Source organism: Siminovitchia fortis, from assembly GCF_007681465.1.
Classification (GTDB): domain Bacteria; phylum Bacillota; class Bacilli; order Bacillales; family Bacillaceae_C; genus Siminovitchia; species Siminovitchia fortis.
Genome location: NZ_VEKZ01000050.1, coordinates 17,559 through 30,496, shown reverse-complemented (window position 1 = coordinate 30,496; position 12,938 = coordinate 17,559). Strand labels below are relative to the sequence as shown.

Below are 12,938 nucleotides of genomic sequence, written 5' to 3'. Positions count from 1 at the left end.
CGCTGGAGCTAGACAACAAAAGGCTTTGTTCAAAATTTTAAAGCTAAAAAATCTTATACTTTCATAGCACACTTCGGGTTAGTTTTGTTAAATGACTGTTTAAACATAGGTGAAAGAAGGAGCGATACAATCGATATGGGTAAATATTTTGGAACAGACGGGGTAAGAGGAGTGGCCAACGCGGAGCTTACTCCGGAGCTGGCGTTCAAATTGGGCCGTTTCGGCGGTTATGTTTTAACAAACAGCGCAGAGCATCCTAAGGTTCTGATTGGACGGGATACCCGGATTTCCGGGCATATGCTGGAAGGGGCGCTTGTGGCAGGCCTTCTTTCCATAGGAGCGGAAGTCATGCGCCTCGGCGTCATTTCAACACCAGGAGTGGCCTATTTGACGAAAGCTCTCGGGGCCCAGGCTGGAGTGATGATTTCAGCATCCCACAATCCTGTTCCTGATAACGGCATTAAATTTTTCGGGCCGGACGGTTTTAAGCTTTCGGATGAAGAAGAAGCCAAAATCGAGGAACTGCTTGATTTGAATGAAGATCAACTTCCACGGCCTACAGGAGCGAATCTTGGAATCGTGAACGACTATTTTGAAGGCGGCCAGAAATATTTACAATTCCTTAAACAGACAGTCGATGAGGAATTTACCGATATTCACGTGGCTCTTGATTGCGCAAACGGTGCAACATCCGCTCTTGCAACCCACTTGTTTGCTGACCTTGATGCCGATACATCCACAATGGGTGCGTCCCCGAACGGGCTGAATATTAATGATGGAGTGGGCTCCACTCATCCGGAAAGCCTGGCTGCTTTTGTTAAAGAAAAGCAGGCGGATATCGGCTTGGCGTTTGATGGAGACGGCGACCGTCTTATCGCCATCGATGAAAACGGGAAGATAGTGGACGGCGACCAAATCATGTACATATGTGCAAAACACATGAAAGAAGAAGGACGCCTGAAACAGGATACAGTCGTTTCCACTGTTATGAGCAATTTGGGCTTCTATAAGGCATTGGAAGCCAACGGAATGCACAGTGTGCCGACAGCTGTGGGCGACCGCTATGTCGTGGAAGAGATGAAGAAAAATGATTATAATCTGGGCGGAGAACAGTCCGGGCATATTATTTTCCTGGACTACAACACGACAGGCGACGGCCTTTTGACAGGCCTGCAGCTTGTAAACATTATGAGGATGACGGATAAGCCGCTCTCTGAATTGGCTAAAGAAATGAAGAAATACCCTCAGAAGCTTGTCAATGTCAAGGTGAAGGACAAACATCACGTCACGGACCATGAAAAAGTGAAAGCTGTCATAGAGGAAGTTGAAGCGGAAATGAACGGAAACGGCAGAATCCTTGTCCGGCCTTCCGGAACAGAACCGCTCGTCCGCGTGATGGCAGAGGCACCGACGGAGGAAGCGTGTGAGGAATATGTACAGCGTATTGCTGAAGTGGTAAAAGAGGAAATGGGATTGGAAGACTAATGATGACTGGATGCATGAAACAGCGGCAGCTGCTCCATGCATCTTTTTATGTATAGTACCTTGTAATAAACAATACCTTGTGTTAATCTTTTATTGGGAGTGGCGGAACTTTTTTGTTCCGGTATTATACATTGATTAGTAGTATATATTGTATGCATGAGGTGATCAACAGTGAATGTACAGTTTAAAAAGGGTGTTTTAGAGCTTTGTGTTCTTGCTTTATTACATACAAAAGACCGCTATGGATACGAGCTTGTACAGAAAATCTCCAATCAGATTGCCATATCCGAAGGGTCAGTGTATCCGCTTTTGAGACGTTTGGCAAAGGACGGATTTTTTACAACTTACCTGAAGGAGTCGACAGAAGGTCCTTCCCGAAAATATTACAAGTTGACCGAAAAAGGCAGGGACCATTTGTATGACTTAATTGACGAATGGAAGCAATTTTCGAGCGGCGTCAATCAATTGATCAAAGAAGGTGTAGGGGAATGACAAAATATCAGTTTATGCGGATTTTGGAATCATCTTTAAAAAGACTTCCTTCAGAGGAACGAGAGGATATTTTACAGGATTTCGAAGAGCATTTTTCCATTGGCAAGGAAGAAGGAAAAGCGGAGGAGGAGATTGCGGCATCGCTCGGTTCTCCGCAGCAAATTGCCAAGGAGCTGCTTGCAGATTATCACCTTGAAAAGGTGGAGGCCACCGCAACGACAGGAAACGTTTTTCGTGCCGTATGGGCTGTGATTGGCCTGAGCTTTTTCAATCTGGTCATTGTACTTGGGCCTTTCATAGCTGTTTTGGGAATCCTTGTTTCAGGCTGGGCATCAGGCATCGCATTTATTGTTTCGCCCCTGCTGTTTATTGCTAACGCGGTTATTTTTCCAGACGCTTTTGAATGGTTTGATCTGTTTTTCTCTTTACTGCTTTCGGGCATAGGGCTGTTTATTGGGATTGGGATGTATTTTGCAACCCGTGCCATCATCAACGGTTTCGTCCGTTATTTGAAATTCAACACGAGACTTGTAAAAGGGGGCTTGAAACATGAACGTGCTTAAAAAAATTTCCGTCATTGCTTTGGCACTTTTGATTGTAGGCATTGCCGGAAGTGTGCTGACTTTTAAATCCAAAATGACAACTGCGGACGTTTCGGAGGCCAAAACGATTCATGACAGCCACTTTACCAAGATTGACGTCAAGACGACCAATTCAAGAATCGAAATCATTCCAACAAAGGATTCCACTGTAACAGCAGAGTTGTCGGGAAAAAGGGGAAAAGGAAAGAAATTCAAATTTGACGCCGATGTGAAAGGCGACACACTATATGTAAAACTGAAAGAAAGGCAAATGTTATTCACTTTTGATATTACGCCACCCCTGGCTTTAAAGGTATATATACCTGAAAAGGAGTATGACTCCATCAGGTTAAAAAGCGATAACGGCAGGATCAGCACTGAAAAAATAAGAGCAAAAGAGTTTGCTGCCGACACAGATAATGGAAGGGTAAAACTGAAGGATATACAAGGTTCGAATGTTACGGCCGTATCGAACAATGGCCGGATTGAAGCGAAAAGTGTAAAGGCATCTTCATTTACCGCAAGGTCGGATAACGGCAAAATTATCCTTGAAGATGTTGAAGGGAAGATATCAGGAATAACGAACAATGGCCATATCTCTTTTGTAACGGATAATCTGGACCGGTCGATTGAGTTGGAGACGGATAACGGGGGAATTGAAATCCAAGCGGCAAAAGAACCTAAGAATGCCTCTTTTGATGTAAGGGTGGATAATGGCAAAGTGGACATTTTTGGGCAGACCTTTAGAGGAGATGCCTCCATAGGCAAGGGTGAAAATAAAATCAAACTGATAACGAACAATGGAAGTGTGAAAGTGACAAAATAAAATTGTACCGCTGTTCCTCGGATCAGCGGTACAATTTTATTATTTTTTCTTCATTTTCTCCTGGGCCATCTTAATCATTTCTTTGACCATATTGCCTCCGATCGGCCCGCCGACTTTGCCGGCCTGCTCGGAAGTCAATTGGCCGTTGTATCCTTCTTTCAGGGGAATTCCCTGTTCTTTTGCAACTTCATATTTCACATTGTCAGGCTTTGCCGGGTTGACCGAGTATCCTTTTTCTTTCATCACCCGGGCTTTTAATTGGTCCAATTCAGCCCTGGCTTCAGGAACCAATATTTTATTATTTCTGGCCATTTTGGGAAACCTCCTTTTAAGGTAGTGTTTCCCTATTGGTTATGGCTATGCCTCAACAGGATTTTTAAAAAATTTGATAAAAGCGGTGGCTACGATAAGCAAAATGCCAGTGAATAAAAAACCTCCATTCGCGGAAAGCTCCAATAAGCCTGTGATCCCCGATCCAGCCACAACCCCGATGGAGAAGAAGGCATAGAAATAACCATATGCTTTCCCTCGGTTTTCATCTGTTGTCGACTCAATGAGCAATGAGTTGATTGAAGGAAAAAGAAAGGCGAATCCCGTGCCGTAAAGGGCCATCAATACAAACAGAAGGGACAGGCTCATGGAAAAGCTGATGCAAATCATGCTGACTGCCATTGTAAGCATGCCAAAAACCAACGTGTTCAATGGCTTGACGCGGTCAAACAAGCGGTTGGTTGGCAAAACAAAAATCAAAACTGCCACAACGCCGAATGTGCTTAACAGCATTCCGCCCGTCTGCGTATCATTTCCAAGTGCTTCCACTTTCAATGGGAGCATATAGGCAAGCACCCCTTGGGAAAACATAAGGAAAAAAGCTCCTGAGAATGCCTTGACAATCGGGCGGTTCCGGAATAATTGGCGCACAGGGCGCTTTGCTTCTTTCCGGGCTGCAGGACGGGCGTCAATCGTTTTTTTCCTCAAGATAAAAAAAGCGAGAACCCCCAAAATAAGCATGGCAAATCCCGTTGCCTGCAAGACTGTCACTTCGTTCGTTCTGCTGGCCAGAATGCCGGAAAAAGCCGGGCCCATAATGGCGGCCATGCCTATAAATGCTCCGGAAAGGGCGACGCCCCTGCCTTTTTCATTCTTGGCAGCCGTGTTTGCTATAAATGTGAATGCCGCCGGCACAATCAGGCCGGCATGCAAGCCATGAATAAAGCGCACAAACAGCAATAACAGCGGATCAAAAGCAAGCTGATACAAAAACAGGGATACGCTTGTCAATAGCAAACCTGCAAGGAGAATCAGGAAAGGTCCCTTTTTATCCGTCAAAAAACCCGAAGCAATATTTCCTATCATGTTTGAAAATGAAAACATCCCGACAGCGAGGCCGGTCACAAATGGTGTAGCTCCAAGCGAACCCGCCAGCGGTGTCATGATGGGCAATTGTGAAAATAAGTCAAAGAAGGAAAAAAAGATAATGATATATACAAAAATACGCATTAAATATAAACACCTCAATATGATAATCAAATTCTATTCTCTCGTGTTCCCAATAATTAGGCAAGAGGTTAGGCTTTTCGAATCCATACTTAATGATAGTAACTGAATTCCTATATGGAGGAAACATGATCGTCTCAATATTTTCGACACCAATAAACAATAAGTCTTACATTTCAATCAACAGCATTTTTAAAAATGACTCTATTATTTACAGATAATATTGTGTATTATTAATAGATATAAGATTTTACTAAAGTAGGAGGAAGAAAGATGTCTTTAAAAAGAACATTCTCATTTGTCGCACTTTTCAGCACCTTGCTGCTTGCGGCATGTGGGGGAGGGGACTCTGCGAGTAAGGGGTCTGAAAATAATGATAAATCTGGCGGCGAGACGGTAGAGGCCAAAGTCGGAGTTATTTCCTGGTTGACCGGTTCCGGCGCAAGTTACGGAGAGGCCATTACAAACGGGCTTAAGCTGGCTAACGAAGAACTTACAGATAAGGGAGAAGTGAAAATCGACCTTGTGATAGAAGACTCTGCAGGAGCCCAGGATCAAGCGTTGTCTGCTGCCCAGAAATTGATGAACAATGAAAATGTATCTGCGATCATAGGGCCGACACTAAGTACTGAGATGAACGTCGTAGGACCTGAAGCTGATATGAACGGTATTCCAATCTTGGGAACATCGACAACAGCAGACGGAATTCCGCAGATCGGGGAGTATGTATTCCGCGACTCTATTCCAGAGGCGGTGGCCATTCCGGCTTCTGTTAAAAAAGCTGTTGATGAATATGGTGCGAAAAAAGTTGCTCTTATTTATGGAAATGATGATGTATTCACGAAGTCCGGCTATGACACCATGAAGAAAACGGTAGAAGACATGGGGCTTGAAGTGGTAACGACTGAAACCTTCCAAATTGGGCAGTCCGATTATAAAGCGCAATTGACCAAAATTAAAAACCTGAAACCTGACTTGGTTCTTGCATCCGCTCTTTACAATGAAGGAGCTGTCATTTTGGACCAGGCCAGAAAAATGGGCATTGATGTACCATTCGTAGGCGGAAATGGATTCAACTCACCGGAGATCATCAATATTGCCGGGGATGCGGCCAACGGCCTCATCGTTGCTACACCATGGTTTGCCGGAAAAGAGAATGAAAAAGTACAGAACTTTGTCAAAAAATACAATGAAGAATATGGAAAAGACCCTGACCAATTTGCTGCGCAAGCTTATGACGGACTTTACTTGATGGCTGAAGCAATCAAAACAGCAGGCTCGGACGATCCGGATGCCATCCGTGATGGTTTGGCGGGAATCAAGGACTTTGAAGGTGTCCTTGGAACAATGTCCTTTGATGAAGACGGAGACATTGTCATGGAGCCTACAGTATTGATTATTGAAGACGGGAAGTTTAAAGAGTTTAAGTAAGACTTAAAATCAAGCCTCCGTTCCTGAACGGGGGCTTGTATGCCGAAAAACAAAAGTAGATTTGAAACGGGAGGAAAAATAATTTGTTACTTGAACAGATAATCAACGGTCTGACTCTCGGAAGCATATATGCGATCGTTGCTCTCGGCTATACTCTCGTGTTTGGTGTGCTGAATATCATTAACATGGGCCACGGAGAAATTTTCATGTTCGGTGCCTTTATGGGAGTATTGGTTACAAGTGTACTGGGCATGCCCCTTTATGTTGCTTTTCTCGCAGCCATCATTGTGACGGCAGTGCTTGGTTATTTAATGGAGCGCCTGGCACTTCGCCCGCTGCGGGGAAAAAAAGGAGTATCCCACTTGGCGCCGCTGATCAGTACAATTGGTGTATCCATATTTTTGGAAAACCTTGCACACCATTTATTTGGAGCCGGAAATAAGCCTTTCAGAACGCCGCTTTCCGAAATGAGCATTCAGATAGGATCGGTTTCTGTATACTATGTGCAAATTGTCATATTCGCCATCGCCATTATTTTGATGGTGGGGCTGTCATTCTGGCTTTCAAAGACAAAAGCAGGCAAGGCATTGAGAGCAAGTGCCGAAAATTTGGAGATTGCAAGCTTGCTTGGAGTGGATACGAAAAAAATGATCACACTCACTGTTGTCATCGCTTCGGCAATGGGTGGAATTGCCGGCGTGCTCGTGGGACTGGCATTCAACTCTGTTGCACCCCAAATGGGTTTATCCATTGGATTAAAAGGATTGGCCATTATTATTCTCGGTGGAATGGGAAGCGTCAATGGAGCCATGGCCGGCGGTCTGATTCTCGGTCTTTCGGAAACAATGGTTGTTGCTTTCGGGGATTCAGGATACAGGGATGCGATCGCATTTGTTGCCATTATTGTTATTTTAATCGTACGGCCGCAAGGAATCTTTGGCAAGGCCGCTTCGGGAGATGGGCGGTGAGGACATGTTAGAATTCATTAATCCATATTACTTACAAGTTGGGTCTTTCGTATTAATTAATATTTTACTGGGTGTCAGCATGTACGTGACTCTTTCAACCGGACAGCTTTCACTTGGACATGCAGGTTTTATGAGTATTGGAGCCTACACGACGACGATATTGACATTGAACTATGATATGCCGATGATTGTCGGGATTGTTGCAGGAGCAGTCCTAGCGTGCATCGTTGGGGTGATTGTGGGATTCCCGGCATTACGCCTAGAGGGAGTATACCTGGCGATTGCCACACTTGGTTTCGGCGAAGTCATCCGTGTGCTGCTGATTAACTGGGAATCCCTTACAAAGGGAGCAGTCGGTATTTCTGGGATCCCGCATTTGGGACGGGAAGTTCTTGCTTTCAGCAAAGGCATTGGTTTTACACCTGACATGCTGGGACTTAGAAACAACCAATTTATCAGTCTTGCAGTCTTTCTCATTTTATTAATCATCGTTGTGGCAGTTATCGCCTTTTTCATCCGACAGGAACATTCCAGGATCGGCCGTGCCTACGCATCGATCAAGATGGACGAAAGAGCGGCTGAAGCGATGGGAGTCAACATTACGTACTATAAAATCCTTGCGTTCGGGCAGGGCGCCATGATTGCAGGTTTTGCAGGGGCGCTCTATGCACACGTGACCGCTTATATAAGCCCGTCCGACTTTGCTTACCACCGTGCGGTTGAAATATTGATCTTTGCTGTATTTGGCGGAAGCGAGGTCATTTGGGGACCCATTTTCGGTTCGATATTCTTAACAGCCATGCCGGAAGTGCTCAGATTCATCAGCGACTACCGTTTCATGGTATACGGTGCGCTTCTGATTGTTATGATGGCATACCGTCCGCAGGGCCTTATCGATGTAAAAGTGGTCAATTGGTTTAAAAAGCGGGGACGAGGGCAAAGGAGGAAAGCTTCATGATACTTGCGGTCGATCAAATCAGTAAAAACTTCGGCGGTATCCAGGCATTGACAGATGTATCGTTTTCCATCGAAAAAGGCGAAGTGTTGGGCTTGATCGGGCCAAACGGTGCCGGGAAAACGACCATGTTCAACATGATTACCGCGATGTATCCTCCTTCCAGCGGCCAAATCTCTTTTCATGGGGATCAATTGACGAATTTGAAACCCCATCAAATTACGAAAAAAGGAATCTGCCGGACATTCCAAAACATCCGTCTGTTTCCTGAAATGACCGCGCTGGAAAATGTGATGGTGGGCAATCATTGCCGTTTGGATTCGGGCGTTTTTAGAAGTGTCTTCCGGACCGGATTCCAGAAAAAAGAAGAGACGGCCTTAAGGGAAAAGGCGAGGCAATTATTGGAGACGGTCAATTTAGCCGGGCATGTGGATACATTGGCGGAAAACCTTGCATACGGTCAGCAGCGGCGCCTTGAAATTGCCCGCGCGCTGGCAAGCGATCCATCGCTCCTGCTCCTTGATGAGCCGGCTGCGGGAATGAATGAAAGAGAAACGAACGAGCTGTTTGAGCTGATTCAAAAAATCAAAAAGCTCGACATTACGATTTTATTGATTGAACACGACATGCCGCTCGTCATGCGGGCGTGCGACCGGATCGTCGTATTGAACTTCGGAAAGAAAATTGCAGAAGGATTGCCTAAAGAAATCCAGAATAACCAGGAAGTAATTGAGGCATACCTCGGGAAAGAGGAGGATGACCTTGCTTAAAGTAACGGGCGTCAGTACTTTTTACGATAATATTCAAGCACTTAAAGAAATTAATCTTGAAGTGGAACAGGGAAGTATTGTCACGATATTGGGGGCAAACGGAGCCGGAAAAACAACGACGATGAAAACGATCGCCGGTTTGCTTAAAGCCCGCACCGGTAAGATCGAGTTTTTAGGGGAAGATGTCACGAAACTTCGTCCCGATCAGCTTTTGCGAAGGGGATTGGCTCTTGTGCCCGAAGGACGCGGCATTTTGTCGAACATGACCGTTCTTGAGAACCTTGAAATGGGTGCCTACCACCGGAAAGATTCGGGGGTGGCGGCCGATCTGGAAATGGTGATGGAGCGTTTTCCTATTTTACGTGAAAGAAAGGCTCAGCTTGGCGGCACGATGTCCGGAGGCCAGCAGCAGATGCTTGCGATTGCACGGGCCATCATGTCGAAGCCGAAACTGCTTCTTCTTGATGAGCCGTCCATGGGCCTGGCGCCGCTCATCGTTGCGGAGATTTTTAAAATTATCAAGGAAATCAGCGAATCCGGCACAACTGTTCTGCTCGTTGAGCAAAATGCCAGCCAGGCTTTGCGCATAGCGGATTATGGCTATGTGTTGGAGTCCGGGCGTGTCGTTACTAACGGGCCTGCACAGGAACTGCTCAGCGACGAGCGGATCAAAGCTGCCTATTTGGGGTATTGATGCGGGAGAAAAACAAGATCATAAAGTCGGATTGAGTTAAGCCCCGGGGGAATTTTTCCGGGGCTATTCCGTTGGATAGTTGCCGGGTAAAGTGATAATCTTTTAAAAAGGACCATTTTGGGGCCTGTCCCCCATTGCTTTAACGCGTTACCTTGTTGGGGGACAGGCCCCCGAAGAATGGAGGGAAGAGGATGAAGGTTTCATTATTCATTACATGTTTGGCTGATGTTTTTTACCCGGAAGTCGGGATGGACGTTGTTGAAGTCCTGGAAAGGGCAGGCTGTGAAGTGGACTTTCCGGAAACGCAGACGTGCTGCGGCCAGCCTGCCTACAGCACCGGATACCTGGAGGACGCCAAAGAGGCAATGAAGCAGATGATGACGGCATTTGCCGATTCGGAATACGTCATAACGCCATCCGGATCCTGCGCTTATATGTTCAAGGAATATCCTGAACTTTTCAAGGGCGATCCGGAGTGGGAGAGCAAAGCAAAGATTTTAGCGGATAAAACATACGAATTCAGCCAGTTTCTTGTAGATGTTTTAAAAATGGAGGATGTAGGAGCAGCCTTTGAGGGACGTGCGACCTATCATAAATCGTGCCACATGACCCGCCTGCTCGGTGTGAAAGATGCTCCCATGACACTTTTGAAAAATGTGGAGGGGCTTGAACTTGAGCCATTGCCGCGGAGCCAGGACTGCTGCGGGTTCGGCGGAACTTTTTCGGTGAAAATGGGCGATATTTCATCGGCGATGGTGGATGAAAAAGTGGAGCATATCAAGGAAACGGGTGCAGACGTGCTCATTGGCGGAGACTGCGGATGCCTCATGAACATCGGAGGAAGGATCAAGCGGGAAGGACTGCCTATCAAAGTGATGCATCTGGCTGAAGTTTTAAATAAAACAAAAGCGTAGGCGCTTGGCGTAAGATAAAGGGCGTTGAACTAGAAAGGGGAGAGGCAAATGGGAATTAAAATCGGCAATGCTGCATTTGATGTGCGTGCGGACGAAGCGCTGCAGGATCCCGATGTACAGAGGGCAGTACCCCCTGCACAGGAACGTCTTCAATCAGTTCGATTAAAGGCGGTCGATGAGCTGGGCGACTGGGAACGCTGGCGCGATTTAGGCGAAAAAATCCGTTCGCATACGATAGAACATCTTGACTACTATTTGACGGAGTTAAGCGAAAATGTGGCGAAGCGGGGCGGGCATGTGTTTTTTGCTGAAACAGCAGAAGAAGCCAACGATTACATCGAACAGGTTGTCCGTCAGAAGCAGGCAAAGAAAGTGGTCAAATCAAAATCAATGGTCACAGAAGAAATCGGTTTGAATCCGGTGTTGGAAAAAGCCGGCTGTGAAGTCGTTGAAACGGACCTTGGCGAATATATCATCCAATTGGATCACGACCACCCATCCCATTTTATCGGACCAGCCCTTCATAAAACGAAAGAGCAGGTTCGGGATATTTTTACAGAAAAAAGAGGGTACGCCGGAACCGAAAAGCCGGAAGAACTGACACAGTTCGCGCGCGAACAGCTTCGGAAGGAATTTTTATCAGCAGATGTCGGCATAACCGGGTGCAACTTTGCGATCGCCAATTCGGGAACGGTCGGCATCGTGACGAACGAGGGGAATGCGCGGCTTTCGACAACGGTGCCGAAAACGCAAATCACCGTTATGGGAATGGAGCGGCTCGTCCCGACGTGGGAAGACTTCGAAGTGATGGTTTCCTTGCTATGTCGGAGTGCAGTCGGGCAGAAACTTTCAACATATGTAACGTGCTTAAGCGGGCCGAAAATGGAAGGAGAGGCTGACGGACCAGAGGAATTTCATTTGGTGATCGTCGATAACGGCAGATCGGGAATCCTTGGGACGGAATTCCAATCAGCGTTGCACTGCATTCGCTGTGCGGCTTGCGTCAATGTTTGCCCGGTATACCGCCACATCGGCGGACATGCATACGGTTCGATTTACCAGGGGCCGATCGGAGCTGTTTTGACCCCGCTTTTGGGCGGCTACGAGGAATATAAAGAGCTTCCTTATGCCTCCTCATTATGCGCGGCCTGCACGGAAGTATGCCCTGTGCGCATCCCGCTTCACGAATTGCTCTATAAACACCGTCAGCGGATCGTTCAGGATGAGGGCCTCGCCCCTGCCGGAGAAAAAATGGCGATGAAAACGTTCCGGACAGTCACATCATCCAGCCGGCTTTATAGGATAAGTACAAAATCCGCCACAGTTGCACGCGGAGTGATTGCGGGCATGTCCAAGGGCGGGCCGAAGCCGATCCGGGGCTGGACTGGGTCGCGCAACCTGCCTTCCGTCGGGAAAAAGAGATTCCGGGACTTGTATAGGGAACGGAGAAAGGGGGCGGGCGAATGAGTGTGCAAGACGTCAATGCGGCCGGGCCCAAGGGCCAAATCGCCAATCGGGAGCCGTTCCTTGATCGACTGGCTAAAAGTTTTGGACGGGAACGTGTGGTGGAAAAACCTGTCCGGCCTGATTGGGGGCTTAAGCCTCAATGGGAAGTTTTTTCGGGCTTGACCAGTGATGAACTTGTTGAAGTGTTGAAGAATCAGTGCCTGCTCGTTCACACGGAAGTCATTGAAACGGAGAGGGCGGAGCTTGGAGCCGCTTTAAAAGAAGCGCTGGACCGGAATGAGTGCAAGTCGGTTGTTACGTGGAAGGATCCAAGATTTTCAGAGTTTGGATTGAACGGGGTGTTAGGGCAGTATGAGCTGTGTGAGTGGAATTCTGAAGATCGGGCCGGGAGCATTGCTGCGGCCGAGCGGGCCGATGTCGGCATCACCTTCAGCGATATTACACTTGCAGAATCCGCGACAGTAGTCCTTTTTTCAGATGAAGGGAAAGGCCGCTCCGTGAGCCTGCTTCCGAAAAACTACATCGCCGTCATTCCGAAAAGCACCATCGTTCCAAGGATCACCCAGGCTGCTGCCGAAATCGACAGGCGGATCGCGGCCGGGGAAACCGTTGCCTCCTGCGTCAACTTCATTTCCGGGCCGAGCAACTCCGCCGACATTGAGATGAGCCTTGTTGTTGGCGTGCACGGTCCTGTCCATGCCACCTATATCATTGTGGACGATGCATAGATTGCGGGAGTTGGAGCGCGCCGAGCCCTTGCAGGGCGAGGGCGCGCTCCAACTCTCTTATAAAGTCTCCAACTCTCTTATAAAGTCTCCAACTCTCTTATAAAGTCTCCAACTCTCTTATAAAGTCTCC

At 47.1% G+C, this 12,938-nt stretch carries 14 protein-coding genes; 12 read left to right on the top strand and 2 right to left on the bottom strand.

Annotated elements, in window-relative coordinates:
- Positions 1-135: 135 nt before the first annotated feature.
- From glmM to FS666_RS14555, 4 genes are all read left to right on the top strand, one after another.
- Positions 136-1,485, top strand: a complete 1,350-nt coding sequence (gene glmM / locus FS666_RS14570) for a phosphoglucosamine mutase (RefSeq protein WP_120070117.1) — start codon at positions 136-138, stop codon at positions 1,483-1,485.
- 171 nt (positions 1,486-1,656) lie between these two features.
- On the top strand, positions 1,657-1,977 hold the full coding sequence (locus tag FS666_RS14565; protein WP_120070120.1) for a PadR family transcriptional regulator: 321 nt from the start codon (positions 1,657-1,659) through the stop codon (positions 1,975-1,977).
- Positions 1,974-2,540, top strand: coding sequence for a DUF1700 domain-containing protein (locus tag FS666_RS14560; RefSeq protein WP_120070123.1), 567 nt, complete (start codon positions 1,974-1,976; stop codon positions 2,538-2,540). The genes FS666_RS14565 and FS666_RS14560 overlap by 4 nt, the downstream gene beginning before the upstream one ends.
- Positions 2,527-3,384 (top strand): DUF4097 family beta strand repeat-containing protein, encoded by an 858-nt coding sequence (locus FS666_RS14555; RefSeq protein WP_144461676.1) that lies wholly within the window; start codon positions 2,527-2,529, stop codon positions 3,382-3,384. Before FS666_RS14560 ends, FS666_RS14555 begins: the two co-directional genes overlap by 14 nt.
- 39 nt (positions 3,385-3,423) lie before the next feature.
- Here the strand turns inward: FS666_RS14555 and FS666_RS14550 are convergent, their stop codons facing one another.
- Together FS666_RS14550 and FS666_RS14545 are read right to left on the bottom strand one after the other, a co-directional pair.
- The gene (locus FS666_RS14550; RefSeq protein WP_144461674.1) at positions 3,424-3,696 is read right to left on the bottom strand and encodes an alpha/beta-type small acid-soluble spore protein; all 273 of its coding nucleotides are present in this window, start codon (positions 3,694-3,696) and stop codon (positions 3,424-3,426) included.
- Between the two features lie 45 nt (positions 3,697-3,741).
- On the bottom strand, positions 3,742-4,884 hold the full coding sequence (locus FS666_RS14545; protein ID WP_144461671.1) for an MFS transporter: 1,143 nt from the start codon (positions 4,882-4,884) through the stop codon (positions 3,742-3,744).
- 270 nt (positions 4,885-5,154) lie between these two features.
- Here FS666_RS14545 and FS666_RS14540 point away from each other — a divergent pair, with 270 nt between their 5' ends.
- From FS666_RS14540 to FS666_RS14505, 8 genes are all read left to right on the top strand, one after another.
- Positions 5,155-6,312, top strand: a complete 1,158-nt coding sequence (locus tag FS666_RS14540; RefSeq protein ID WP_144461668.1) for an ABC transporter substrate-binding protein — start codon at positions 5,155-5,157, stop codon at positions 6,310-6,312.
- An 83-nt stretch (positions 6,313-6,395) separates the two neighbouring features.
- Entirely contained in the window at positions 6,396-7,280 is an 885-nt protein-coding gene (locus FS666_RS14535; RefSeq protein WP_120070137.1) for a branched-chain amino acid ABC transporter permease, read from the top strand.
- Positions 7,281-7,284: 4 nt separating this feature from the next.
- Entirely contained in the window at positions 7,285-8,238 is a 954-nt protein-coding gene (locus FS666_RS14530; RefSeq protein WP_144461666.1) for a branched-chain amino acid ABC transporter permease, read from the top strand.
- Positions 8,235-9,005 (top strand): ABC transporter ATP-binding protein, encoded by a 771-nt coding sequence (locus FS666_RS14525; RefSeq protein WP_144461663.1) that lies wholly within the window; start codon positions 8,235-8,237, stop codon positions 9,003-9,005. Before FS666_RS14530 ends, FS666_RS14525 begins: the two co-directional genes overlap by 4 nt.
- Complete coding sequence (locus tag FS666_RS14520) at positions 8,998-9,699, top strand: ABC transporter ATP-binding protein (RefSeq protein ID WP_144461661.1); 702 nt, start codon at positions 8,998-9,000, stop codon at positions 9,697-9,699. The genes FS666_RS14525 and FS666_RS14520 overlap by 8 nt, the downstream gene beginning before the upstream one ends.
- Before the next feature lie 191 nt (positions 9,700-9,890).
- Positions 9,891-10,613, top strand: coding sequence for a (Fe-S)-binding protein (locus FS666_RS14515; RefSeq protein WP_144461658.1), 723 nt, complete (start codon positions 9,891-9,893; stop codon positions 10,611-10,613).
- 48 nt (positions 10,614-10,661) lie between these two features.
- Positions 10,662-12,080: a LutB/LldF family L-lactate oxidation iron-sulfur protein gene (locus tag FS666_RS14510; protein WP_144461655.1), complete on the top strand. Its 1,419-nt coding sequence runs from the start codon at positions 10,662-10,664 to the stop codon at positions 12,078-12,080.
- On the top strand, positions 12,077-12,808 hold the full coding sequence (locus FS666_RS14505) for a LutC/YkgG family protein (protein ID WP_144461652.1): 732 nt from the start codon (positions 12,077-12,079) through the stop codon (positions 12,806-12,808). Before FS666_RS14510 ends, FS666_RS14505 begins: the two co-directional genes overlap by 4 nt.
- Positions 12,809-12,938: the final 130 nt, after the last annotated feature.

Coding starts and splice junctions, on each gene's coding strand:
- FS666_RS14510 (WP_144461655.1), top strand. CDS start 10,662: ATGGGAATTAAAATCGGCAATGCTGCATTTGATGTGCGTGCGGACGAA.
- FS666_RS14560 (WP_120070123.1), top strand. CDS start 1,974: ATGACAAAATATCAGTTTATGCGGATTTTGGAATCATCTTTAAAAAGA.
- FS666_RS14545 (WP_144461671.1), bottom strand. CDS start 4,884: ATGCGTATTTTTGTATATATCATTATCTTTTTTTCCTTCTTTGACTTA.
- FS666_RS14505 (WP_144461652.1), top strand. CDS start 12,077: ATGAGTGTGCAAGACGTCAATGCGGCCGGGCCCAAGGGCCAAATCGCC.
- FS666_RS14515 (WP_144461658.1), top strand. CDS start 9,891: ATGAAGGTTTCATTATTCATTACATGTTTGGCTGATGTTTTTTACCCG.
- FS666_RS14540 (WP_144461668.1), top strand. CDS start 5,155: ATGTCTTTAAAAAGAACATTCTCATTTGTCGCACTTTTCAGCACCTTG.
- FS666_RS14525 (WP_144461663.1), top strand. CDS start 8,235: ATGATACTTGCGGTCGATCAAATCAGTAAAAACTTCGGCGGTATCCAG.
- FS666_RS14550 (WP_144461674.1), bottom strand. CDS start 3,696: ATGGCCAGAAATAATAAAATATTGGTTCCTGAAGCCAGGGCTGAATTG.
- FS666_RS14555 (WP_144461676.1), top strand. CDS start 2,527: ATGAACGTGCTTAAAAAAATTTCCGTCATTGCTTTGGCACTTTTGATT.
- glmM (WP_120070117.1), top strand. CDS start 136: ATGGGTAAATATTTTGGAACAGACGGGGTAAGAGGAGTGGCCAACGCG.
- FS666_RS14530 (WP_144461666.1), top strand. CDS start 7,285: ATGTTAGAATTCATTAATCCATATTACTTACAAGTTGGGTCTTTCGTA.